Source organism: Flintibacter faecis (assembly GCF_014287875.1).
Lineage (GTDB): Bacteria > Bacillota > Clostridia > Oscillospirales > Oscillospiraceae > Lawsonibacter > Lawsonibacter faecis_A.
Genome location: NZ_JACOPN010000001.1, coordinates 130,647 through 154,720, shown reverse-complemented (window position 1 = coordinate 154,720; position 24,074 = coordinate 130,647). Strand labels below are relative to the sequence as shown.

The following is a 24,074-nucleotide window of genomic DNA, read 5'->3' as shown; positions in this document are numbered from 1 at the left end:
TTGCAGCGTTCAGCCGCAGACGATGCGCTCCGTCTCGGTGAGCAGCAGGTCCACCCGGCTGTCGTGGGGCTCGGTGGGCACCTTGTCCTGGAGCACCGCATTGCGGCACATGCCCACCCGGAAGCCGTTGAAGTGCTCCAGCCAGCGGTCGTAATAGCCGCCGCCAAAGCCCAGGCGGTAGCCCGCCTTGTCATAGCACACGGCGGGGACCAGGATCAGGTCGATCTCGTCCTGGGTCAGGATGGGGCAGGTCAGGTCGGGCTCGGAGATGCCGAAGGAGACGGACACCATGGGCCGGTCCGGCATGTACTGGCGGATCTCCATCAGGTGGCCGGGCAGCATCCGGGGCAGTCCCACCCGCTTGCCCTGGGAGACCAGGGTCTGGATCATGCGGGCGGTCTCCGGCTCTTTGCCGGGGATGCCCCAAAAGGCGAAGATGGTCTTGGCCTGCTGCACCTGGGGCAGGGCCAGGAACCGGGCAAACAGGGCATCGTCGCTGCGAGTGAGTTCCTCCTGAGGGATGGCCGCCAGAGTCTTGCGGATGTTGCTGCGCAGCTGCTTCTTTTCTTCAGCGATAGTAAGTGCCATGACGAACCTCCTGCTCCCTGGCCGCTCCGGCCAGGGTCTTTACTAAATAGAATCCAAAATCAAAGGCGGCGCCGGGGCCCTGGGCGGTGATGACCTTGCCGTCCTGCACCAGGCTGACCCCCTGCTGGGAGATGGCCCCGGTGAGCTGGTCCTCCAGCCCGGGGTAACACACCGCCTTTTTGCCCGTTAACAGGCCCCACCGGGCCAGCAGGGTGGGGGCGGCGCAGATGGCGGCCAGCCAGACAAGCTCGTCCGCTGCGGCCCGGCGCACCAGGGACTCCACTCCGGGGCAGGCGGAAAGATTTTCCACGCCGATGCCGCCGCCGGGCAGCACCACCATGTCCCCGGCCTTCAGCGTTACTTGGTCCAGGGTCAGGTCGGCCTGTACGGTGATGTTGTGGCCGCCGGGGACCAGGGCGGGGCCCACGGTGGTCAGGGCGACCTCAAGACCCGCCCGGCGCAGCAGGTCGGCGGGGACCAGAGCTTCCATCTCCTCAAAACCGGGGGCGAGCAGAATATAGACCATAGAATGACCTCCTTATAAGACGCACCGTAGGGGCGGACCTCTGCGTCCGCCCGTTGTTGGTGCATAGTTTTAGTGATAAGTTAGGAGTGATGAGTGATGAGTGATGAGTGATGAATCACTCCTATCTCACCACTTCTAACTCATAACTCTATAAGACGCACCGTAGGGGCGGACCTCTGCGTCCGCCCGCCGTTGGTGCATAGTTTTAGTGATGAGTTAGGAGTGATGAGTGATGAGTGATGAGTGATGAGTGATGAGTGATGAATCACTCCTATCTCACCACTTCTAACTCATAACTCTATAAGACGCACCGTAGGGGCGGACCTCTGCGTCCGCCCGCCGTTGGCGCATAGTTTTAGTGATGAGTGATGAGTGATGAGTGATGAGTGATGAATCACTCCTATCTCATCACTCCTAACTCATAACTCTTTTTCCACCAGCGCCCAGATCTCGCTGTGGATATCCTCGATGGAGCGCAGACGGCCCGCATCGTCCAGACAGCGGACCACGGTCCAGCCCAGCTGCTCCGCCGCCTGAAGGGCGCAGGTGCGGCAGGCGGCCAGATAGGCGGTGTCCAGCTCGTGGATGTCCGCCTTGGTATTTGTGGAGGCCTCCCGGGCGCGGAGCAGCTCCACCGCCTGTTCCGTGGGCATGTCCAGATAGATCACCAGATCTGCCCGGGGCAGGCCCAGCTTGTCGTGCTCGAACTCGTCCAGCCAGCGGAAAAAGGCCTGCCGCTCCTCCGGGGAACACTTGGCCCCCTGATGGACGGCGTTGGAGGTGGTGTAGCGGTCGGCCAGGATGAGCCCGCCGTTCTGATAGTCCTCGCCCCAGACCTTGCGCCAGGAGGCGTAGCGGTCCACGGCGTAGAAGGCGGAGGCGGCGTAGGGGCTTACGTCCTGGGGGTGGGTGCCGAACTCCCCGCCCAGGTACATGCGGATGAGGGCGGAGGAGGGCTGGTCATACTGGGGGAACACCAGCCGCTGATAGCTCCGCCCCATGCCGTCCAGCCGGTCGCACAGCGTTTGGAACTGAGTGGACTTGCCCGAGCCGTCGGTGCCCTCGAATACGATAAGCTTGCCGTTCATGCTCATGCGTCCCCCTTTTTGCCGGGGCGGATGCGCTGGCCGGCGGCCTTCACCAGGACCAGGGGCAGCTTAGCCATGCGGCCGATGCGTTTTGGCTCTTTTTTCAGACGATAGGCCCACTCCAGACCCAGCTTCTGCCACCGCTCCGGGGCACGCTGAACGTTTCCGGCGAACACGTCCAGACAGCCCCCCAGGCCGATGGCCAGTTTGGCCCCGGTGTGCTGACCCCAGCGGGCCATCCATTTCTCCTGCTTGGGGGCGCCCAGACAGACGAACAGCAGGTCGGGCTTGGCGGCGGCGATCTCGGGCAGGATGGCCTGCTCGTCCTTGAAATATCCGTCGTGGGTGCCGCACAGCACCAGAGCGGGATAGCGGGCGCAGATGCGGCGGCCCGCCTCCTCTGCCACGCCGGGCTTGGCCCCCAGCAGATAGAGCCGTCCGCCCATGTCGTTCAGGGCGGAGAGCATGGCCTCGGCAAACTCGATGCCGGGGACCCGCTCCTTCAGGGGCGTGCCTAAAATTTTGGCGGAGTAGACCACGCCGATGCCGTCGGGCAGGACCAGGTCGGCGGCGTTGAGCACCCGGCGGAACTCCGGGTCCTTCTCTGCGGCCAGCAAAAATTCGGGGTTGGGGGTGACAACATAGTGGAACTTGTCCTCCTCCAGCAGCTGCCGACCCCGCTGGGCCGCCTCCTGCTGGGTCAAGTTGTCGAACCGGACCCCAAGAATCTCGGTTTTCAAATCGTTTCCCCTCCCAGGGTGATCTCGGTGAAGCGCAAGCCGGTAACGCTGCGGTCACTTTTGGTATTTTACCATGGCGCAGGCAAAAAGTCTATGAAAAAAGAAAAGCGCTGGCCCATTCCAACATTTACTTGTTGCGGGGTGGGGCGAAAAAGGTTACAATTTGGTTACAAAAACAAGGAGGAACTGACGATGGACCGACGATGGAAACGATGCGCCGCCGCCCTTTTGGCCGCGCTGGCTTTGACCATACCCGCCCATGCCGCCCAGATCGAAGTGGACGGACAGACGCTAAGTGCAAGCGACGCCTGGGTGGAGGAGGGGACCAGCTATGTAACCCTGCGGGCTTTTTCCACCCTCACCGGGAGGACGCTGACCTGGACGGGGGAGGAGGCCCGGCTGGCCGGAGCGGGCCTGACTTTAGAGGCCGTCCCCGGAGCGCTCTACGTCACCGCCAATGGCCGGGCCCTGTATGTCCCCGGCGGGGTGCGGGCGGAGCATGGCGTGACTGTCCTGCCCCTGTCCGTGGTGGCCAGCGCCGCCGGGGCGGAGCTCACCTGGGACGGAGAGAGCGCCGCTGCCCGGCTGAAGCTTGCCGGGGCCGTGCCGCCCCAGGCGAGTTATGACGAGACGGACCTATACTGGCTCTCCCGCATCATCTCCGCCGAGAGCCGGGGGGAGCCGCTGCTGGGGCAGATCGCCGTGGGCAACGTGGTGCTGAACCGGGTGAACAGCGGCCAGTTCCCCAACACGGTGAAGGAGGTGGTCTTTGACCGGAAATACGGCGTGCAGTTCGAGCCGGTGTCCAACGGGACCATCTATGACCGGCCCACTGACTCGGCGATGCTGGCCGCCAAGCTCTGCCTGGAGGGGGCCGCCCCTGTAGGGGATAGCCTTTACTTCTACGCCCCCGCCCTGTCCGCCGGGACCTGGATATCCACCAGCCGCGCCTATTACGGCACCATCGGCTGCCATAAATTTTACGGATGAACTGAGTCAAAATACAAAATCAGCCGCCGGAGCATAATGGAAGATGCACTGGCGGCTGATTATGTTATCGTTCCATTTTCCAGAAGAAGGCGGAGCAGGGGGGCAGCTGGCTGCCGCCGCCGAAGTCGTGGGTCTGGCCGGAGATCAGGTCCACCGCCTGGCCGCACCCGGCGTCGAAGTGGGCGTGGAAGGGCTGGTGGTCGGCGTTGATGGCCACCAGCACCCGCTCCTCCGGGCAGGCGCGCTCGAAGATCAGCTGCCGGTTGGTGAGCAGCACGTTCCGATAGCCGCCATGGCACAGGGCGGGGCTGTTCCGCTTGGCGCGGGCCAGCTTGGCGATGAAGTCGGTCAAGTCGTTCCATTCGGGCTTCTCCAGAGCAGGGCGCAGGGCGGCATCCCCGTCCCGCTTCTCCCCCTGGATGCCCCACTCGCTGCCATAGTACACCGCCGGGACCCCGGGCATACCGAACATCAGGGCATAGGCGGGGCGGAGGTGATCCGGGTCGGTGAGCTGGCTGGCGATGCGGGTCACGTCGTGGTTGTCCAGGAAGGACAGCAGGTGGGCCCCCTTGTACAGGGTCCACTGCTCCGGCCCGAACTGGCGGTTCAAGGAGTGGGCGATCTCGAACAGGTTCAGGGAGTTGAAGCTGGACCACAGGCCCTTATAGCACTCGTAGTTGGTCACGCTGTGGCACAGCTCCGGGCCCATCCAACGGTTATAGTCCCCGTGGAGGGTCTCGCCCACCAGGACAAAGTCGGGCTTTAAGCTCTGGGTGAAGCTGCGCAGCTGCCTTAAATAGTCCGGGGACAGGCAATAGGCCACGTCCAGCCGCAGGCCGTCGATGTCAAAGCGCTCCACCCAGGAGCGGATGGCCTGAAACTGGTGCTCCACCACGGCGGGGTTGCAGAGGTTCAGCTTCACCAGCTCGTTGTGGCCCTCCCAGCCCTCGTACCAAAAGCCGTCGTTATAATTGGTGTTGCCGCCGAAGTTCAGGTGGAACCAGTCCTTGTAGGGGCTGTCCCACTTTTTCTCCTGCACGTCCCGAAAGGCCCAAAAGCCCCGGCCCACATGGTTGAACACCCCGTCCAGCAGCACCCGCAGTCCCGCCCGGTGAAAAGTCTGACAGACCTGGGCCAGGTCATCGTCGGTGCCCAGGCGGGGGTCCAGGTGGAAGTAGTCCCGGGTGTCATAGCCGTGGCGGTCGCTGTCGAACACCGGGTTCAGCAGCACCGTGTCCGCACCAAGCGCCCGGATGTGCTCTGCCCAGTCCAACAGACGGAGAATGCGGGGCTCCAGATGTCCGTCGTTTTCCGCCGGAGCCCCGCACAGACCCAGCGGGTAAATTTGATAGATCACAGCTTGCTCAAACCACATGATAAAAACCTCCCTGCGCCCACGCGCCTTTGGTCCCATCATACGCCATTTGTCGGGAAAGCGCAAGCGGTAGAGAGTTAGGAGTTAGGAGTTAGGAGTTAGGAGTGATGAGGTGGGACTTAACTCATCACTCATCCTTCCTAACTCCTAACTTTTGAAAAGACTTCATGGAGACCGACGACGATCAGAAAACCGCCGAAGAGTTTGCGCAGGAGCGTTACCTCCAGTCCGGAGGACAGCCAGGCGGCCAGGGCGGCGCAGATAAGGCCGGAGCCGATGAGCCAGGGCAGGGCTTTCGTGTCCAGATAGCCGTTTTTCTTGTGGGCGGGCAGGGCCAGCAGGGCGGCGGGGAGGAAGTAGAGCAGGTTGATCCCCTGGGCCAGGTGCTGATCCGCCCCGGCCACGGCGGTGAGATAGACCAGCAGCAGGGTCCCGCCCCCCACACCAAAGCCGGACAGCACCCCCGTGGCCGTGCCAACCGCCAGGGGAATGAGCCAGCCCATCACAGCAGACACCGCACGCCCCCCCAGAGGAGCAGCGCCCCGAACAGCCGCCGCAGCCAGTCCACCCGGGTCTTTCGGAACCACCGGCCCCCCAGCCAGCCCCCCAGCGTTCCGCCCAGCAGATAGGGCAGGGCGGCCATCATGTCCAGCCGTCCCCGGGCCAGATAGACGGCGGCGGAGAGGATGCACAGGGGCAGGATCACCGCAACCGACGTGGCAAAGGCCCGCCGCTGGTCCAGCTTGCACAGCCGGGTGAGCAGGGGGACCAGCACGCTGCCGCCCCCGCCGCCGAAAAAGCCGTTCACCAGTCCTGCCAGCCCGCCCGCCAGCAGCCAGCGCCCCTTCTCTTTGGACAACAAAATACCGCCCCCCTTTGTCCATAGTATGGGAAAAAGGGGGCGGCGTTATGTGCGTTAAAGCTCTTCCAGCTCCTTCAGTGTGTCCTGAATGGTCTTTTGGGGCAGATACACCGCCGCCATCTCGCTCAGCTGCCTCAGGGTCAGCACCCGGGCGGCCCCGGCCATGGGGTGGCGCAGCAGCTTGCCAAAGCGCCGCTGAAACACGGCTTTAGAACGGGGGTCGTCCAGCAGCTCCCCCACGGTGATGGTCTTGTTGCGCAGGTCCAAGTTTTTCACCTCCTACAAGAGCAGTCTATGCCGCGGGGAAAAAATGTGTCCCGCCTTTTCCCGTTGACTTTATTTCTGGGGATAGATATACTATATAACAAAAACAGACGAAGAGGATAACGCTCATGAAAAAAACAAAGCAAAGACCCGCCCCTCTGCCGGGGCCGCGTCAGGCCATGCGAGAAAAGCCGATGGTCGCCACAGTATACGTTCTGCTGCGCTTTTCTGTGATCCTGGTGATGGTCGCCCAGTTTTTCAACAAAAACTTTGAAAATGTGTTCCTGTGCGTCCTCACGCTGATTTTGCTGCTGCTGCCCGCCATACTGGAGCGGTCCCTGCGCATCCAGCTGCCGGACACCTTAGAAATTATCATTTTGCTGTTTATCTACGCTGCCGAGATCTTGGGCGAGATCCGGGAGTTCTACACCACGTTTCAGGGCTGGGATACCATGCTCCACACGCTGAACGGATTTTTGTGTGCCGCCATCGGCTTCTCCCTGGTGGACCTGTTCAACCGGAACGAGCGCTTTTCCCTGTCCCTGTCCCCCCTGTTTATGGCCATCGTGGCCTTTTGCTTCTCCATGACCATCGGAGTGCTGTGGGAATTTTTCGAGTGCACCATGGACCAGCTCTTCTTCCTGGACATGCAGAAGGATGCCATTGTGAACACCATCGGATCCGTCATGTTGGACCCCACCGGGGGACAGACCCCCATAGTCGTCCGGGGCATCACCGACGTGATCCTGGTGACAGAGCAGGGGAACATCCCCCTGGGGCTGGGGGGCTATCTGGATATTGGTCTGCTGGACACCATGAAGGACCTGGCGGTAAACTTTGTGGGGGCGGTGGTCTTCTCCATCATCGGCTATTTTTATGTGAAGAGCCGGGGCGAGGGCCGCTTTGCCCGCCGGTTTATTCCCCGGGTGGAGAAGTCGGACGGGCCGGAGACAAAAAACGAAACGCAGCAGCCCCGGCAGGAATAATTGCCGGGGTGCGGGCTATACTAAAGCCATCCGATGTGAGGAGGTTTTCTTATGGAACGCAATTCCTGCAACTGCAACAATAACATCCACTGCACTGTGGCCAGCTGTGCCCATCACAACCAGCCCAACAACTGCTGCTCGCTCCAGTCCATCCGCGTGGGCTGCAGCGACAGCTCCCCCACCCGCTGCGAGGGCACCGAGTGTGCCTCCTTCCAGCTGAAATAAGGGACAACGCAATGCCGCGCAGACGGTTTGATCGTCTGCGCGGCGATTTATTCTGTCTCAGGTCAGGTGCAGTCCATAGAAGCCAACCAGCGCCAGGGCCATGAGCCCGGCAGTGATAAGGAGGATGGGCATCCCCTGGAAGCACCGGGGACAGTGGTGAAAGCTGACCTCCTCCCGCAGGCTGGCAAAGCTGGCCATGGCCACCGTGGCCCCCGCGCCGCCGAACAGGGCGAACACCAGGGCCGAGCCCAGGCCATAGCTGCGCTGGCTGATAAGCAGGGCACAGCCCAGGGCGGCGCAGTTGGTCCCGATGCTGGCCAGATTGTCGTCCATCCGCCGGGACAGCTCGGGCAGGCACACCCGGACGAACAGGCGCAGCCCGGCGATGATGCCCGGGATGAGCAGACAGAGGAACAGCAGCCGGAAGTGCTGCCAGCCGAAGCGGGTGAGCACCAGGAAGTCGGCCAGCCAGGACAGCAGGGCGGAGAGCACCATCACCGCCGTGAGGCAATAGCCGGTGCGCAGGGCATCGATGGGGTCCTGAAAGGCCCGCAGCCGGGTGCCGATGCCCATGCAGCTGACCAGCACAAAATTTTCAGACAGCAGGGCGGCCAGCGCCACCCCGGCAAGCTCGATCACAGCCATGTCAAAGTCTCCTTTTATCTTGCGGGCATTACACTTCGCCGTCTACATAGTCCACGCTGCCGTCTGTGGCATCCAAATTGGCCACGATGGCCAGAGCGCGGCTGACTCCGGCGGTGATGGCGTTGGAGGTGGCGGTGGCCCCGCTGACGGCATCAACGGCGTTCTCGCCGGTGGTGTGCAGAGTGCCATAGCGGCCCACATAGCGGCTGAGGGCGGCGGGGGTCATGGCCCGGGTGCCCACGCCGGTGGTCTCTTTATGAGAGGTGACGGCCACGCCGGTGACCTGGCCGTTTAAGTCCACGCCCACCTCCATGGTGATCACGCCGCCAAAGCCCTGGGCCTGGACCTCTACGCAATAGCCCACCAGCTCGTTTTCAGCGGAATATCCGGCCAGAATGCTCAATGCTCCGTTGGCCCGATAGGGGGTCTCGGAGCTGGAGGCCGCCGCCGGCATCACCTGGGCCAGACGCTCCGTCTGCAGTTCGGCCTCGGTCCGGGCGGTGTCCAGGTCGGTGTAGCGGTGGACGAAGAAGATCATTGCACCCATGATGAGCACCACCACGCACAGGTGGCCGATGACCTTGGCCTGCTCCCGGATCTGGTCCAGGTGATCCTCGCCGGGGGCCTTGCCCCCGTGGCCGAAGTGGAAGGACAGCTGGGGCTTGACAAAGTGGATCGTGCTCACGCTGTTCCGGATGCGCCGCAGCAGCTTTCGGGTGGCATAGAACCGGCCCGCGCCAAAGCGCCGGGGCATACCCAGCCGGTCCAGCAGCCACACGCAGCAGTTCATGGTGAGAATGGCCCAGCCAACCCCCTCGGGATAGGAGCTGCAGGTACGCAGCAGCATGGTCAAAGTCCCGCAGCCTGCCCCAAAGAGCAGCTGTCCCCGGGGCGTGATAGGGGAGGTAGTGGGGTCGGTGGCCATGAACAGGGCCCCCAGCAGCAGACCGCCGCTGAGCAGCTCCATGGCCACCCACCGGGCGACGGAGACATCCGCCGGGGCGGTGAGGGCGGCAAAGAAGGCCGCCGTGGCCAAAAAGGCCAGGGGAATGCGGGGGGAGATCACCCGGCGCAGCACCAGATAGCCCCCGCCCAGCAGCAGCATAAAGGCGGATACCTCCCCCAGACAGCCCCCCTGCTGGCCCAGCAGCAGCTGACCCAGGTTGAAGGGTGGGAGCGTCCCGCTGTGGAGATAGGACATAGGAGTGGCGGAGGCCACCGCATCCACCCGGCCCAGTCCCAGCCAGTGCAGGGGGGTGGGCCACTTGGTCATCAGCATGGGGAAGGTGGCCAGCAGCATCCGTCCGGCCAGGGCGGGGTTCATAAAGTTTTTGCCCAGCCCGCCATAGAACTGCTTGACCACCACAATGGCGAATGCGGCCCCCAGCACCGGGGCCCAGTAAGGGGCGGAGGCGGGCAGGCTGAGGGCCAGCAGCAGCCCGGTGACGCAGGCGGACAGGTCCCTGCGGGTGTCGCTCTGATGGGTAAAGCGGCGGTAGGCCCCTTCAAACAGCACGCAGCTGACCACCGACACGGCGGTGAGGAGCAAGGCCCGGGGACCGAAGAAGAACACGGCCATGGCCAGGGCGGGGGTGAGGGCCACCAGCACGTCCCGCATCATGGCCTGGGCAGAGTCCGGGTGGCCCGCCGGAGGGGGCAGCCGGAGAGAACGGGTCAGCTCGCTCATGTGGGTTCCCCTCCTTCCGATACCAGGGCTTTGGCCCGCTCCACCTGCTCCAGCAGGGGGATGCGGGCGGGACAGACAAAGGAACAGCAGCCGCAGGAGATGCAGTCCTGGGGGTGGAGGACAGGCAGCTTGCGGGGCTGGTCCTGCTCCAGGGCCCGGTGGATAAAGGCGGGGGCCAGGTGCATGGGACAGGCAGAGACGCACTTGCCGCAGCGGACGCATACCGTCCGCTCCCCCGCTCCCCGGCGCTCTGACCGGGTGAGACAGGTGAGGGCATTTGTGCCCTTGGTCACCGGGGCGGCCAGGTCATCCAGGGGCAGGCCCATCATGGGCCCGCCCAGCAGGACCTGGTCCGCCTGCTCCCGCAGACCGCCCACCGAGTCCAGCAGGTCCTTCAGAGGGGTGCCCAGAGGGACCCACAGGTTCCGGGGCCGGGCCACCGCCCCGCCGGACACGGTGACGGCCCGGTGGGTGAGGGCGCGGCCCTGGAACAGGGCCTCCTGAATGGCAAACACGGTGGCCACATTCAGCACCACGCACTTCACGTCCACCGGCAGCTTGCCCGGGGGGACTTCCCGCCCGGTGACCGTCTGGACGATCTGGCGCTCCGCCCCCAGGGGATAGCGGGTGCCCACGGTGCGCAGCTCCACCTTGCCGCTGCTGCGGCGCAGACGGCGCTCCACCGCCTCCACCGCCTTCAGCTTGTCCCCCTCGGTGACCAGCACGGCCCGCTGGGCCCCCAGGGCCCGGGCCAGCGTGTGGGCGGTGAGGAGGATCTTGTCGCTGCGCTCCAGCAGCAGACGATAGTCGGCGGTGACATAGGGCTCGCACTCGGCGGCGTTGACGATCAGGGTGTCCACGCGGCCGGCGGCCTGGCGCAGTTTCTCCGCCGTGGGAAAGCCGCTGCCGCCCATGCCGGTAATACCTGCCTCCCGCACCCGGCCCAGCAGCAGCTCCAGGGTGAGCTGCTCGGGGATCAGGGGCTCGGGCCGCCCGGACCAGGGGGTGTCCTGGCCGTCGTTCTCGATGACGATGGCGGAGACAGTGCCCAGCTTGGCGTGGGGGCAGTCCTCAATGGCCGTCACCCTGCCGGAGACGCTGGCGTGGACGGTGGACTCCAGCCCCCGGCTGATGGCCACAGGCTGTCCCACCTGCACCGTGTCTCCCGGCTTCACCGCCGGCAGCAGAGCCTGGTCCCGGCCGGAGGTCAGGGGCAGATAGACCCGCCGGGGGGGCTGCTCCAGCTGAGCGATGGGCTTACGCCGGGTATTCTCTTTGTGTGGAGCGGGATTGACCCCGCCGAAGAAGGAATAAAACATGAAAAGACCTCCAAGCATCAAAAAAACGGAACGCCGCTTTTTTGAGCGGAATGCGCAGCTAATATCATAATCCAAAACCGGGAGAACTGTCCAGCCTGAGGAGGAAAAGTTTACAGTTTCGTCTCATTTTCCGCCTGGTCGCTCTTTCGTTTGGCGGTCAGGCGGGCCAGAGTCCGGCAGATGACGGGAATGGGCACCGGCTTGGACAGGTGGGCATCCATTCCCGCCGTTACCGAGCTGCCCATGTCCTCGGCAGCGGTGTTGGCCGTGAGGGCCAGGATGAACACCGACTTGGCATCGGGCCGGTCCAGCGCCCGGATGGCCTGGGCGGCCTGACAGCCGTCCAGCCGGGGCATCTGCAGGTCCATGAGGATCACGTCGAAGAAGAAGGGGGCCGAGCGGGAGAAGGCATCCACCGCCTCCTGTCCGTCGGCGGCCCCGGTGACAATGGCCCCATCCTCCGTTAAAAGTTCGGTGAGGATGTCCCGGTTAGACGGATTGTCCTCGGCCACCAGCACATGTTTTCCGCTGAGAGAGTAGTCGGCAGCGGCGGGAGCCGGAACGGGGCCGGCCTGGGCGGACTTGGCGTGGACAAAGGGCAGGGTGACCCGGAAACAGGTGCCCTTCCCCGGAGCGCTCTCCACGGAGATGTCGCCCCCATTCTGGCTGACCAGATTTTTCACGATGGTCAGCCCCAGGCCGCTGCCCATAACAGAATTGGCCCCGAAGCGCCGTTCCCGGGCATAGGGGTCATAGAGCCGTTTTAAAAACTCCTGGGACATGCCGATGCCCGTGTCCGCTACCACGAAGAGATAGTTTTTGTTGTCCGCCCCCGCCTGAGACAGGGTGACGGAGATGCTGTCCCCCGGCAGGGTATACTTCAGGGCGTTAGACAGCAGATTGTCCATGATCTGGAGCAGGCGGACCTTGTCCCCCAGGACCATGGGGTATTCCACGTCCATGTGGAAGGTGAAGGATTTGTTCTGCTGCTGCGCCTGAGCCTGGAAGTGGGCCACGTGGCCGGACAGGGCCTGACACAGGTCAAATTCATGCGTTTCCAGGCACAGCTGGCCCTGCTCCATGCAGGACAGATCCAAAATGTCGTTGATGAGACAAAGCAGCTGGCGCCCGGCCTGGTCGATCTCCCGGGTGTATTCCGCCCGCTTTTCTTTGGTGCAGTCGGAGCGGGCAGAGAGCTGATTCATCCCCAGGATGATATTCAGGGGGGTGCGCATGTCGTGGCTCATGCTGGCGAAGAACTGATGCTGGGCCCGCTCGTGGGCATCGGCGGCCGCCATGGCCTCTTTCACCAGGCGGCTGTGCTGCTGCCGGTCTGTGTCCGCCAGGCGAAAGGCCAGCAGGGCCTCGCCCCGGCTGAGGGGCTGGTCCACGATGACGTTTACATTGATCCACGTAAACCCGTCGTCCGAGATGCGCTGAAAGTCGCCGCCAAAGTTCTTTACCCGGTCTTGAGCCAGCTGGGACAGGTGCTCCAAAGAGAAGCAGTCGGAAAATTCCCTGGCGGTCTCCTCATGCATGACGGATAGAAAAGCCTGCAGCATCTCCTGATAGGGGCCCTGTTTCTCCAGATGGAAGCGGCTGTCGTGGGATTGCTTGAGCACTTCGTACCGCTCATTTCTGATGTCCACCAAATAGATGGCATAGAAGGAGTTGCACAGGGCCTGGACCATGGCGCTCACCCGGATCAGGTGCTGCCGCAGATTGTGGCTCCTGCGCAACAAAAAGAACATGACCGCCAGGGCGGCCAGAAGTATCAGCACATAGCTCACCAGCACCTGGTGCATCCCAGCGATGAGGGCGGCGCGGGGCACGGTGAGGACACAGATCCAGCCGTTGCTCATGGGGGCGGAGAAATAGGCGCGGGGCTTGCCGTTCAAATCGGTGATGTCCTGACCGTTCTGGACGTTAAAACTGCGCCGCATGGTCTCGCAATATGCCTCGATCTGTTCCGAGGAGACATCGGAGAATGGGGTGCTGGCATACAGCAGGTGATCGTTTTTGTCGAACAGATAATAGGCGCTGCCCTCTCCCAGGTTCAGGTCCCGGTGGCGATAGGCAAAATTCTCCTGATGCAGATTGAGCAGCACGGCATAGCCCGTCTTGGGGGAGACTGCCGCCGCCACCACCTCGTCGATGTGCTCGATGGCGCAGACGAACCGGTCGGTAAAGACCACTTCCCCCGGGACGGCGGCGGCCTGGGCGTACCATACGGAGTCCAGATAGTTATAGTCGTCGGGAATGGGCAGGTCGGAGTGATCGATAAGCCGCCCATTCATGGCCAGAGACAAAGAAAGCTTCGTGTCGCTCAGGGCGTGAGAGGTGGTGTCCATATAGTCAAACAGGCGGCGGGAGACCTCCTCCATGGGCAGGCCCTGGTCGGTGAGCTGGTCTAAGTAGGTCACGCCCACCTTGACCACGTTTTGATAGAGCAGCATGTTGCGCTCCTCCTCGGCCACATAGCTCTGCACCAGCTCCTCTCCCATCTGGGTGGAGTTGGCGATCAGGCCCCGATAGGTGCCGTACAGCCCACCCAGAAAAAGGAGCGCCACAGTAATGAGCAGCAGCAGGACGTTTCGGTTTCCTATGCGGATATGTTTTTTGGTTGCGTTGAATACTTGCTCCAATCAGATCGAAGTCCTTTCAGATATATACATATAGTATATTTTTGCATGTATATGAATGCTGCGGGGGAGATACGGGCGCAGAGAACGTGCCGGGATCAGACCTGATGTTCCGCCAGATAGGTCCGAATGGACTGGATCACCTGGGCATAGTCCGCATCAAAGCGGGCCAGCATGGCGGGGGTGGTGTGATCCGCTCCGCCGCGCAGAGCGTCGGTGACGGTGGCGCTGGACTCGCTCAGACGAGTCAGGCACAGGTTGAGGCACACGCCCTTCAGAGTGTGGACGGCGCGGAAGGCCTCGGGCAGGTTGCCCGCTTCCAGAAACTTGTGGAAGTTGGCATAGCTGCCGTCCTCCAGAAAGCGGCCCAGAAAACGGGCCACCCGCTCGTCCGAGCGCCAGATATCCATCACAGTATCAAAGTCGCCGCCGCAGCAGGCATAGAGTTCTTTTAAATTCATGACAAAGTGTCCTTTCTGTATCTGCTTCCTGTTCACTGCAGGGGGCAGGGAATTCTGGTTATCGGCCCCGGTGAGCACGTCCTGATAGAATTGCTGGTTATAGTTGTTCACATACTGTAGAAAGGTGGTGTGGCACTGCGGATAGCTGCAGCCCCGGGTGCTGCCGCCGGCACCGTCGTCCAGCACCTGCATTTTTTCCGGGTCCACCAGGCGGACCACATCGAACACGCAGCGCAGCTGGCCCATCAGGCCTGCAGCTGGTCATCCGAATCGCACTGGTCCGTCACCTTGCCGGCGCTGGGCAGGCCGGGCTCCTGCTCCGGGGCCAGGATACGGCCCAGAAGGGAGGTATACACCGGTTTGCCCCCCTGCTCGGTGAACAGCACCCGCAGGAGGATGGTCTGCCAGTGGAGCGCTCCGTTGCGCCCGCACAGCAGACAGCGCAGATGCACCTCCGGCTGCTCCGGGGTAGCGGCGCGGACCTTCTTCTGAATGAGCTCCATGTTTTCGGGCCCCAGAAAGCTCTGATCCTGGTCGGCCCAGTTCACAACGACCTCGCCAGTCCCCAACTGGTCGGCCCCCTTTAAGATGGCGGTCGTTTTCAGCTCGGCATCGTAGATGAACTGGATCTCCTGCACCCCGGCGGTGAAGAACTCCTGGCGCAGCCGTTCCTGTTCCAGCAGCTTGACCTGGGACAGGACGTGTTCGCCGGGGGCCTGCTCCAGCAGCTCCTCGGTGGTGCGCAGCACCGCCTGGCGGTCCGGCTCCTCCTGAGCGCCGTCGCTGCGCATGGCATCGGCCACCTGATATTGCACGTCCTTTAAACATTGCAGCAGCAGGGGGTTGAACGCGCCGCACTGGCCGTCTAAGATCATCTCCATGGCCTTCTCGTGGGGGATGGCCGCCTTATAGCAGCGCACGCTGGTCAGGGCATCGTATACGTCGGCCAGGGCGGTGACTTGGGCGGAGATGGGGATCTCCTCGCCCTTCAGGCCGTCGGGGTAGCCCCGTCCGTCATACCGCTCGTGGTGCCAGCGGCAGATCTCATAGGCGGCGTGGATGAGGGGGTTGTCCGAGTAAAAGGGCAGCTGCTCCAGCATCTCCGCACCGATGAGGGCGTGGGTCTTGATGATCTCAAACTCCTCCGGGGTCAGCCGTCCGGGCTTATTCAGAATGTCGCCGTCGATGGAGATCTTACCGATGTCGTGGAGGGCGGAGGCGGTGGAGTACATGGCGATGTCGCTCTCGCTCAAGGAATAGGCATCGGTCATTTCCACCAGGTGGTGGAGCAGCAGCTTGGTGATGACCTGGATGTGGTGGATGTGCATCCCGCTTTCGCCGTTTCTAAACTCCACGATGTGGCCCAGGACGTCGATCATCATCCGGCTGTTCTTTTCGTTTTCATACACCTGCTCCTCCACCAGGCCCATCAGCCGCCGCTGGCGCTGGAACAGCCCCAGGATGTTGATGATGCGCCGGTGGATCAAAAAGCCCTTATAGGGCCGCTGGATATAGTCGGAGGCCCCCAGGTTAAAGGCCCGCTCGATTGAGGCGGAGTCCCCCTCGGAGGAGATCATGATAACGGGGATAACTTCCAGCCAGCGGCGCTTTTTCATGTTGGCCAGCACGCCGAAGCCGTCCAATTCCGGCATGACAATGTCCAGCAGCACCAGGTCCAGACTGCTCAGATTTTGGCGGATGAGGGACAGGGCCTCTGCGCCGTTGGATGCCTCCAGAATGTCATACCGATCCTCCAGCAGCTCAGAGAGCATCATCCGGTTCATGCCGGAGTCGTCCACGATAAGGATGCGGGATCTGGTTTTCGTTTGCAGTTCAATACTCATGCGTTCATCACTTTCTCTCTTCATGGCGATCAAGCGCATAGACTGGGATACAGCCCACGCCGCTAACACAAAAATCCAGATTACATTCTATCACGTTTGTCTCCATTTGCCACCCTAAATTTTCACAAATTCGGCCCCAGGCGCAAAAAAATATCCGCCCTCGTCCCTTTGCATGGTGAGCGTGTACGATCAGGGGTGAAATTCAGAGATTTTTAAGAAAAGACATATTGAAATTTGCCGGGAATGTGGTATTCTCTTTAGGTACGAAACGCGTACATCTGTTTTATCTCTGTTTGTAACCGAAAAGGAGTATCCCCCTTATGACCAAAAAATTCTGCGGCGCACTTTCCGCCGCCCTTGCGATTGTCCTGACCCTGTCTGCCTGCGGGGGCAAGACCCAGCCTGCCGCCTCCAGCCAGCGTGCGGACGGCAGCGTCTCCTCCTCCGCCAGTTCTGCCAGCCAAAGCGGCGGGAGCGCTTCTTCCGGCGACGGGAGTACCCAGCAGCCCGATGCCAGCCAGCCGGACCAGTCTCAGCAGCCTGACGGCTCCGCCCCGGCGATCAGCGCCCAGAGCAGCTATGACTTCAGCCAGCCCGTCCCGGAGCGGGAGGCGGTGGACAACCGCTATTTTGACGATGCCGCCTTTGTGGGCGACTCCCGCACCGACGGCTTTCTCATCTACAGCGGCATCGGCACCGGAAAAAATCTGACCTCCAACGGCCTGTCCATCTTCAAGCTGGAGGAGAAAAAGGCCCTGACCATCGACGGAAAAGAATATACCCTGCTGGAGGCCCTGGCCCTGCAGCAGTACGGCAAGGTCTATCTCTCCCTGGGGGTGAACGAGCTGGGCTATTACGACGACCAGGGCTTTTACGACAGCTATTGCAAGGCCATTGACGACATCCGCCGCATCCAGCCCCACGCGGTCATCTATATCCAGAATCTGATCCCCCTGAACGAGGAGGTCATTGCCCAGACCACCAAGCGGACCTATCTCACCAACGAGCACCTGCGGGTGTACAACGACCTGATCAAAAAGGCCGCCCAGGAGAAGCAGGTGGCCTATCTGGACCTGTACTCTGAATTTGTCAACGAGAACGGGGAGCTGCCCGCCGAGGCCAGCAAGGACGGCGTCCATCTGCGCAGCGACTGGTGCAAGCAGTGGCTGGCCTATCTCCAGACCCACACCGTGGACTTTGACACCCTGTATCCCACCGGGGAGCAGCCCCAGGTCTGATCGTGTTCCATTCCGATAGACATAGAGAGAAAGGAAGTTTTCAACATGAAATTTTTGCGGATGATGCTGGCGGCGGCCCTGTGCGCCGCAGCGCTGACCGGCTGCGGCGGCAGCGGAACAGGCGGCAGCGCCTATACTACCGGCGATGTAGATAAGATCGCCCAGGCCGGGGCCTTCTCCGAGGAGCTGGAGAGCGTGGACGGGGACACCGCATTTGCCCTGTACGGACTGGCCGACGCGGGCCTTGACCGGGCGCAGCTCACCGACTGCGCCGTGCTGCGCTCCGCCGGGGCCACCTGCGAGGAGGCCGCCGTGCTGATCCTGGACAGCGAGGATGCCGCCCAGACGGCCATGACTGCCCTGGACGGCTATCTCCAGAAGCAGATCGACACCAACAAGGACTATCGCCCCGAGGAGATCCCCAAGCTGGAGAGCGCCTGGACCTCCGCCCGTGAGAACACCGTCCTGCTGGTGGTGGCCGAGAATATGAATGCGGCCATGGATGCCGTGAAGAACTAAAGCTCCAGGAAATGCCCATCCCCCGGTTCAAAAACCGGGGGATGCTGCTTTTTTAATGCCTTTTTTACCAAAGCCCGGTTGACGGGAACGTGGAAAGGGTATATGCTGGACCTACCGATTTTCATTTTGTGAAAGTCTGTGACAGACTTTCCCCTGTTTTAGGAGGACCATCATGAACCTTGATTTTAACGCCAAGCGCGGCTTCATCTGCGATATGGACGGTGTCATCTACCACGGTAACCGGGTGCTGCCCGGGGTGGCGGAGTTTATCCAGTGGCTCCAGGACGAGGAGAAGGAGTTCCTGTTTCTGACCAACAACAGCGGCTATACCCCCCGGGAACTGCAGCAGAAGCTGGCTCGGCTGGGCCTGGACGTGTCTGAGGACCACTTTTATACCAGTGCCCTGGCCACGGCTGCCTTTTTGAGGGAGCAGGCCCCCGGCTGCTCCGTCTTTGCCATCGGCGAGGCCGGTCTGCTCAACGCCCTGTACGATGCCGGTATCACCATGAACGACGTGAACCCCGACTATGTGGTGGTGGGCGAGGGCCGGGCCTACTCCCTGGACACCCTGACCAAGGCAACCAACCTGGTGTACAACGGGGCCAAGCTCATCGGGGCCAACTCCGACGTGTCCGGCCCTGTGGAGGGCGGCATCGCCCCCTCCTGCGGCGCTCTGGTGGCCCCCATCGAGCTGGCCACCGGAAAGAAGGCCTACTTCTGCGGCAAGCCCAACCCCCTGATGATGCGCACCGGCCTGCGCCTGCTCAACTGCCACTCCGCCGATGCGGTGATGGTGGGCGACCGGATGGACACCGACGTGATCTCCGGCCTGGAGAGCGGCATGTCCACCGTGCTGGTCCTGTCCGGCGTGTCCACCCAGGAGACCCTGAACACCTATGCCTACCGCCCCTCTGTGGTCCTGTCCGGCGTGGGCGACATTGTGAAGCTGGCTCACGGCGAGCTGTAAATCAGAATATGGACCGCCCCCAAGCTGTTCTGTTGGAACGGCTTGGGGGCAGTTTTTTATCCCGCTTTTCGGTTGTTTCCTCTGTTCCCACGGTTTCCCCGGTGGCCGTGGTGTCTTCTGTGGTAGCTGCGGGGCCTGGTGCAGAGGATGGGCTCGTGCTTTTTGGCGGCACGGTAGGCGGCGGTCTCAGCGTCCATCTCCGGCAGGACCAGCTGGGTGCCCTTCCAGCTTCCGCCGGGGGCGGGAGCTACGTCCACCCGGCACAGCAGCCGGCCATGCTCCTGACACTTCACCCGGCTGTAGTAGACGGCGTCGTCAAAGGGGTGCCACACGCTGACCCCGTAGATTTTTTTGCAGGTGGGGCAGACCACCCGCCGGGCGGCCTTGGCGCCCAGCAGCAGGGATTTTTCCGCAAAGGGTCCGGGCAGGGCCTTAGATTGGCACAGGGGGGCCAGCTCCGCCAGGGGAGTGGGCTCGGCAGGGGGGACTGTCAGGCAGTCCGGCTTGACAAACTCCCCCACCAGGGCGGTATAGAGGGAGTCGTGGAGGGCGTTGTGGAACTCGAACGTATAGGGGATGGCGCAGTAGGCGGCGGCCTTCTCCAGGGCGATGCAGTTTGTTACGCCCAGGGTGCGGGAAAAGGCGGCCTGCAGGTCATACTCCTGCTCCACCGTGAGCTGGGGCAGGTGATAATACGCTGCACTTTTGGCCAGAGTGGGCACATCCTGGGTGCCCCACCCGGCAAACACGGCGTCCTGGCCGCACCAGTCGTAAAAGGCCCGATAGGCGGCGGGAAAATCCAGGGGAGAGGTGAGATAAAGGTCCTTGTCCGGCAGCTCCTTGGCCTTGTGATAGAGCTTTTTATACACCGAGGGGTGGATATAGGCGTTGAAGGTGTCGATGATCCGCCCACCCAGCCGGTCTACCTTCACCGCGCCGATCTGCAAAATCTCATCCGGGAGCCGGGGCTTATAGCCGTGGTTCCACTCCAAATCAAAAATAATCATGTAAGCCGCTCCTGTGTTGATGTCCTGAACATCATATCACAAGTGCGGCGCAGATGCAACGAAACAAGAACACCCCCGACCTGGAAAGGCTATAAAAACAAGTACAGCGTGCCGCACTTGACAAAAGCGGCTTTTTATCAGAGAATTAAAGCGACATAATCATGCAAAAGATTCATCAGATAGACAGAATCTGTCCATGGTACTGGATATGATAGGATCAGAGCTTTGAAAAACAGATGTGTGGAACATTAGCGCAAGCCAGATTTTATTGGCACCGGCAGCGAGTCGCTGCTGGGAAGCACAGCTTAGTTTGATTCACTTCGTTCAGCCTAATCTGCTCCGCTGTATAAAAGGCACACGCCGTGTGCTTAAAATACAGCTGCGCAGCTTAGCATTCACATTGTTTTGTTCCACAAGGAGGACGTAAGCATGGTCTGCAAAAGCTATTCTGATCTGGAACGTCTGCTGGGGATTTCGGTAAAAGCGCTCTATTCCGTCAGCAATGCGTCCTGGAAGCATTACCGCAGCGTAAAGATCCCCAAAAATGACAGGGGAGAGTTCCGGGAGCTGCATGTGCCGGATGAGTTTTTGAAAACAGTCCAGCGCAGGATCGCGGACAGACTTCTGTCTGCCTATCCCGTCTCACCCTATGCCACGGCATACCGTCCCGGCGGCAGTACCATTGTCAACGCAAGGCCGCATGTGGGAAAAAACGTCTTGCTCAAGCTGGATATTCACCATTTCTTTGACAATATCCTCTATGCCACCGTTAAGGAAAAGGCGTTTCCGGCGGAGGACTATTCTGAGTCCATCCGAATTTTGCTGACGATCCTCTGTGTCCATAAAGATGCGCTGCCCCAGGGCGCACCTACATCTCCGGTGATCTCCAACATCATTATGCGGGATTTTGACTGCACGGTGGGCGGGTGGTGCGATGCCAGAGGGATCGCCTATACCCGATACTGCGACGACATGACATTTTCCGGTGATTTTGACAGCCGGGAGGTCGTCAGTCTTGTGCGGACAGAGCTGCGGAAAATGGGCCTGTTTCTGAACGAGAAGAAAACCGTTCGGGCGGTCCGGGGACAGCGGCAGAGCGTGACGGGATTGGTGGTCAACGAGGGCCTGCGTATTCCGGCAGCGTACCGGAAGAAGCTGCGCCAGGAGGTGTATTACTGTCGGAAGTTCGGCGTGGCTGCTCATCTACAGAGGATGGGCAGCGGGGAAAGGGCCGAGGAATATCTGCCAAAGCTCTTGGGGCGGATCAACTATGCCTGTTCTGTTATGCCGGACGATCAGGAACTGAGGCAAGAGAGACGCTGGGTGATGCAGCAGCTGCATACGCTGGAGAGATGAGAATATATCCGCTGATAAAAGATAAAAACACCCCCGGTTCCGCAGAACCGGGGGTGTTTGCTGTCATATTGTACAAAAAACTTACTTGCGGGGGTTCTTGATGGCAGCCTGAGCGGCGGCCAGGCGGGCGATGGGCACGCGGAAGGGGGAGCAGGAGACATAGTCCAGGCCCACATTGTGGCAGAACTCCACGGAGGAGGGGTCGCCGCCGTGCTCGCCGCAGATACCCAGCTTCAGGTCGGGGCGGGTCTGACGGCCCAGCTTGCAGGCCATTTCCACCAGACGGCCCACGCCGGTCTGATCCAGACGGGCGAAGGGATCGCTCTCGTAGATCTTGTTGGCGTAGTAGGCATCCAAGAACTTGCCGGCGTCGTCGCGGCTGAAGCCGAAGGTCATCTGGGTCAGGTCGTTGGTGCCGAAGGAGAAGAACTCGGCCTCCTTGGCGATCTGGTCGGCGGTGAGAGCGGCGCGGGGGATCTCGATCATGGTGCCGACCTTATACTTCATGTCGGAACCGGCGGCCTTGATGATGGCATCGGCGGTCTCCACCACGGTCTTCTTTACGAAGGCCAGCTCCTTGACCTCGCCCACCAGGGGGATCATGATCTCGGGGACCATATCCCAGTCGGGGTGCTTGGCCTTGATATTCAGGGCGGCCTTGATGACGGCGCGGGTCTGCATGGCGGCGATCTCGGGGAAGGTCACGGCCAGACGGCAGCCACGGTGGCCCATCATGGGGTTGAACTCGTGCAGGGAGGCGATGATGGCCTTGATGTCGGCCACGGACTTGTTCATATCGTGGGCCAGCTTCTCGATGTCGGCCTCCTCGGTGGGCACGAACTCGTGCAGAGGGGGATCCAGGAAGCGGACGGTCATGGGACGGCCCTCCAGGGCCTCGTACATGGCCTCGAAATCGCCCTGCTGCATGGGCTCCAGCTTGGCCAGAGCCTTCTCACGCTGCTCCACGGTGTCAGAGCAGATCATCTCCCGGATGGCGGGGATACGGTCGGCCTCGAAGAACATGTGCTCGGTGCGGCACAGGCCGATGCCCTCAGCGCCGAACTTCACGGCCTGGGCGGTGTCACGGGGGTTATCGGCGTTGGTGCGGACCTTCATGGCACGGTACTTGTCGGCCCAGGCCATGATGCGGCCAAACTCGCCGGAGATGGAGGCATCCACAGTGGGGATGGCCTCGCCGTAGATGTTGCCGGTGGAGCCGTCCAGGCTGAGCCAGTCGCCCTCGTGATAGGTCTTGCCGGCCAGCTCGAACTGCTTGTTCTCCTCGTCCATCTTGATGGCGCCGCAGCCGGAGACGCAGCAGGTGCCCATGCCGCGGGCCACAACGGCGGCGTGGGAGGTCATGCCGCCACGGACGGTGAGGATGCCCTGGGAGGCGACCATGCCCTCGATGTCCTCGGGGCTGGTCTCCAGACGGACCAGGACCACCTTCTCACCCCGCTCGGCCCACTCCTTGGCATCCTCAGCGGTAAAGACGATCTTGCCGCAGGCGGCACCGGGGGAGGCGGGCAGGGCGGAGGCCACGGGGGTGGCCTTCTTCAGGGCGGCGGGGTCGAACTGGGGGTGGAGCAGGGTGTCCAGGTTGCGGGGGTCGATCATGGCCACGGCCTGCTGCTCGGAGATCATCTTCTCGTCCACCAGGTCGCAGGCGATCTTCAAAGCGGCGGCGGCGGTGCGCTTGCCGTTGCGGGTTTGGAGCATATACAGCTTGCCGTGCTCCACGGTGAACTCCATGTCCTGCATGTCGCGGTAGTGGTCCTCCAGGGTCTTGCACACGGACTGGAACTGGGCAAAGGCCTCGGGGAACTTCTGGGCCATCTCCTCAATGGGCATGGGGGTGCGCACGCCGGCCACCACGTCCTCGCCCTGGGCGTTGGTCAGGAACTCGCCCATCAGCTTCTTCTCGCCGGTGGCGGGGTTACGGGTGAAGGCCACGCCGGTGCCGCAGTCGTCGCCCATGTTGCCGAAGGCCATGGACTGGACGTTGACGGCGGTGCCCCAGGAACCGGGGATGTCGTTCATGCGGCGGTACACAATGGCACGGGGGTTGTTCCAGCTGCGGAACACGGCCTTGATGGCACCCATCAGCTGCTCCTTGGGATCGGTGGGGAAGTCCTGGCCGATCTTGGACTTGTACTCGGCCTTGAACTGGCCGGCCAGCTCCTTCAGGTCCTCAGCGGTGAGCTCCACGTCCTGAGTGACACCGCGCTTGGCCTTCATCTGGTCGATGAGCTCCTCGAAGTACTTCTTGCCCACTTCCATGACCACGTCGGAATACATCTGGATGAAGCGGCGATAGCAGTCATAGGCCCAGCGGGGGTTGCCGGACATCTTGGCGATGACCTCCACCACCTCTTCGTTCAGACCCAGGTTCAGGATGGTGTCCATCATGCCGGGCATGGAGGCGCGGGCACCGGAACGGACGGAGACCAGCAGGGGGTTCTCCAGATCGCCGAACTTCTTGCCGGTGATCTCCTCCATCTTGGCGATATACTCCATGATCTGAGCCTGGATCTCGTCATTGATCTGCTCGCCGTCCTCATAGTACTGGGTGCAGGCCTCGGTGGTGATGGTGAAGCCCTGGGGCACGGGCATACCGAGGTTGGTCATCTCGGCCAGGTTGGCTCCCTTGCCGCCCAGCAGCTCGCGCATCTTGCCGTTGCCCTCAGAGAAAAGGTATACGAATTTAGTAGCCATTTTCCATCAATCCTTTCTTCTTATCAGCAG

General features: G+C 61.9%; 23 protein-coding genes. 7 read left to right on the top strand and 16 right to left on the bottom strand.

Annotation, left to right across the window (positions count from 1 at the left end; all coding sequences use genetic code 11):
- Positions 1 to 9 precede the first annotated feature (9 nt).
- From H8S55_RS00700 to H8S55_RS00685, 4 genes are all read right to left on the bottom strand, one after another.
- Positions 10 to 588: a 5-formyltetrahydrofolate cyclo-ligase gene (locus tag H8S55_RS00700; protein ID WP_186877393.1), complete on the bottom strand. Its 579-nt coding sequence runs from the start codon at positions 586 to 588 to the stop codon at positions 10 to 12.
- Positions 569 to 1,114 carry a DJ-1 family glyoxalase III gene (locus H8S55_RS00695; protein WP_186877392.1) on the bottom strand — a complete coding sequence of 182 codons (546 nt, stop codon included), beginning with the start codon at positions 1,112 to 1,114 and terminating at the stop codon, positions 569 to 571. The genes H8S55_RS00700 and H8S55_RS00695 overlap by 20 nt, the downstream gene beginning before the upstream one ends.
- A gap of 419 nt (positions 1,115 to 1,533) precedes the next feature.
- Positions 1,534 to 2,202: a dTMP kinase gene (locus H8S55_RS00690; protein WP_186877391.1), complete on the bottom strand. Its 669-nt coding sequence runs from the start codon at positions 2,200 to 2,202 to the stop codon at positions 1,534 to 1,536.
- A gap of 2 nt (positions 2,203 to 2,204) precedes the next feature.
- Entirely contained in the window at positions 2,205 to 2,942 is a 738-nt protein-coding gene (locus H8S55_RS00685) for a WecB/TagA/CpsF family glycosyltransferase (protein WP_147561490.1), read from the bottom strand.
- 192 nt (positions 2,943 to 3,134) lie between these two features.
- Here H8S55_RS00685 and H8S55_RS00680 point away from each other — a divergent pair, with 192 nt between their 5' ends.
- Positions 3,135 to 3,932, top strand: a complete 798-nt coding sequence (locus H8S55_RS00680) for a cell wall hydrolase (protein ID WP_186877390.1) — start codon at positions 3,135 to 3,137, stop codon at positions 3,930 to 3,932.
- A gap of 64 nt (positions 3,933 to 3,996) precedes the next feature.
- Here the strand turns inward: H8S55_RS00680 and H8S55_RS00675 are convergent, their stop codons facing one another.
- The 4 genes from H8S55_RS00675 to H8S55_RS00660 all read right to left on the bottom strand — a co-directional run bounded on the left by H8S55_RS00675 (position 3,997) and on the right by H8S55_RS00660 (position 6,445).
- Complete coding sequence (locus tag H8S55_RS00675) at positions 3,997 to 5,307, bottom strand: alpha-amylase family glycosyl hydrolase (protein WP_186877389.1); 1,311 nt, start codon at positions 5,305 to 5,307, stop codon at positions 3,997 to 3,999.
- A gap of 140 nt (positions 5,308 to 5,447) precedes the next feature.
- The gene (locus H8S55_RS00670) at positions 5,448 to 5,822 is read right to left on the bottom strand and encodes a TSUP family transporter (RefSeq protein ID WP_366467077.1); all 375 of its coding nucleotides are present in this window, start codon (positions 5,820 to 5,822) and stop codon (positions 5,448 to 5,450) included.
- Positions 5,810 to 6,166, bottom strand: coding sequence for a sulfite exporter TauE/SafE family protein (locus H8S55_RS00665; RefSeq protein WP_147561496.1), 357 nt, complete (start codon positions 6,164 to 6,166; stop codon positions 5,810 to 5,812). Before H8S55_RS00665 ends, H8S55_RS00670 begins: the two co-directional genes overlap by 13 nt.
- Positions 6,167 to 6,223: 57 nt before the next feature.
- Positions 6,224 to 6,445, bottom strand: a complete 222-nt coding sequence (locus H8S55_RS00660) for a hypothetical protein (RefSeq protein ID WP_366467075.1) — start codon at positions 6,443 to 6,445, stop codon at positions 6,224 to 6,226.
- Positions 6,446 to 6,561: 116 nt separating this feature from the next.
- Between H8S55_RS00660 and H8S55_RS00655 the strand changes: the two genes are divergently transcribed.
- Both H8S55_RS00655 and H8S55_RS00650 read left to right on the top strand, forming a co-directional pair.
- Entirely contained in the window at positions 6,562 to 7,419 is an 858-nt protein-coding gene (locus H8S55_RS00655) for a DUF2238 domain-containing protein (protein ID WP_186877388.1), read from the top strand.
- A gap of 51 nt (positions 7,420 to 7,470) precedes the next feature.
- A complete protein-coding gene (locus H8S55_RS00650) occupies positions 7,471 to 7,644 on the top strand; it encodes a DUF1540 domain-containing protein (RefSeq protein ID WP_147561502.1) in 174 nt (57 codons plus the stop codon).
- A gap of 57 nt (positions 7,645 to 7,701) precedes the next feature.
- Here H8S55_RS00650 and H8S55_RS00645 read toward each other — a convergent pair whose 3' ends face one another.
- From H8S55_RS00645 to H8S55_RS00620, 6 genes are all read right to left on the bottom strand, one after another.
- Complete coding sequence (locus H8S55_RS00645; protein WP_186877387.1) at positions 7,702 to 8,289, bottom strand: Rnf-Nqr domain containing protein; 588 nt, start codon at positions 8,287 to 8,289, stop codon at positions 7,702 to 7,704.
- A gap of 28 nt (positions 8,290 to 8,317) precedes the next feature.
- The gene (locus H8S55_RS00640) at positions 8,318 to 9,976 is read right to left on the bottom strand and encodes an RnfABCDGE type electron transport complex subunit D (protein ID WP_186877386.1); all 1,659 of its coding nucleotides are present in this window, start codon (positions 9,974 to 9,976) and stop codon (positions 8,318 to 8,320) included.
- Positions 9,973 to 11,295, bottom strand: coding sequence for an electron transport complex subunit RsxC (rsxC, locus tag H8S55_RS00635; protein WP_186877385.1), 1,323 nt, complete (start codon positions 11,293 to 11,295; stop codon positions 9,973 to 9,975). Before rsxC ends, H8S55_RS00640 begins: the two co-directional genes overlap by 4 nt.
- Positions 11,296 to 11,405: 110 nt before the next feature.
- Complete coding sequence (locus tag H8S55_RS00630; RefSeq protein WP_207721652.1) at positions 11,406 to 13,940, bottom strand: ATP-binding protein; 2,535 nt, start codon at positions 13,938 to 13,940, stop codon at positions 11,406 to 11,408.
- Positions 13,941 to 14,035: 95 nt separating this feature from the next.
- On the bottom strand, positions 14,036 to 14,644 hold the full coding sequence (locus tag H8S55_RS00625) for an Hpt domain-containing protein (RefSeq protein WP_186877383.1): 609 nt from the start codon (positions 14,642 to 14,644) through the stop codon (positions 14,036 to 14,038).
- On the bottom strand, positions 14,644 to 16,242 hold the full coding sequence (locus tag H8S55_RS00620) for an HD-GYP domain-containing protein (protein WP_186877382.1): 1,599 nt from the start codon (positions 16,240 to 16,242) through the stop codon (positions 14,644 to 14,646). Before H8S55_RS00620 ends, H8S55_RS00625 begins: the two co-directional genes overlap by 1 nt.
- 320 nt (positions 16,243 to 16,562) lie before the next feature.
- Here H8S55_RS00620 and H8S55_RS00615 point away from each other — a divergent pair, with 320 nt between their 5' ends.
- From H8S55_RS00615 to H8S55_RS00605, 3 genes are all read left to right on the top strand, one after another.
- Positions 16,563 to 17,480, top strand: coding sequence for a GDSL-type esterase/lipase family protein (locus tag H8S55_RS00615; protein WP_186877381.1), 918 nt, complete (start codon positions 16,563 to 16,565; stop codon positions 17,478 to 17,480).
- Positions 17,481 to 17,525: 45 nt separating this feature from the next.
- Complete coding sequence (locus H8S55_RS00610) at positions 17,526 to 17,999, top strand: DUF4358 domain-containing protein (protein WP_186877380.1); 474 nt, start codon at positions 17,526 to 17,528, stop codon at positions 17,997 to 17,999.
- Positions 18,000 to 18,171: 172 nt separating this feature from the next.
- Positions 18,172 to 18,966 (top strand): HAD-IIA family hydrolase, encoded by a 795-nt coding sequence (locus tag H8S55_RS00605; protein WP_227144374.1) that lies wholly within the window; start codon positions 18,172 to 18,174, stop codon positions 18,964 to 18,966.
- A gap of 56 nt (positions 18,967 to 19,022) precedes the next feature.
- Here H8S55_RS00605 and H8S55_RS00600 read toward each other — a convergent pair whose 3' ends face one another.
- Entirely contained in the window at positions 19,023 to 19,973 is a 951-nt protein-coding gene (locus tag H8S55_RS00600) for a 3'-5' exonuclease (RefSeq protein WP_186877379.1), read from the bottom strand.
- 429 nt (positions 19,974 to 20,402) lie between these two features.
- Between H8S55_RS00600 and H8S55_RS00595 the strand changes: the two genes are divergently transcribed.
- Positions 20,403 to 21,329 (top strand): reverse transcriptase family protein, encoded by a 927-nt coding sequence (locus H8S55_RS00595; RefSeq protein ID WP_186877378.1) that lies wholly within the window; start codon positions 20,403 to 20,405, stop codon positions 21,327 to 21,329.
- 81 nt (positions 21,330 to 21,410) lie between these two features.
- Here H8S55_RS00595 and ppdK read toward each other — a convergent pair whose 3' ends face one another.
- Positions 21,411 to 24,044, bottom strand: coding sequence for a pyruvate, phosphate dikinase (gene ppdK, locus H8S55_RS00590; RefSeq protein WP_186877377.1), 2,634 nt, complete (start codon positions 24,042 to 24,044; stop codon positions 21,411 to 21,413).
- Positions 24,045 to 24,074: the final 30 nt, after the last annotated feature.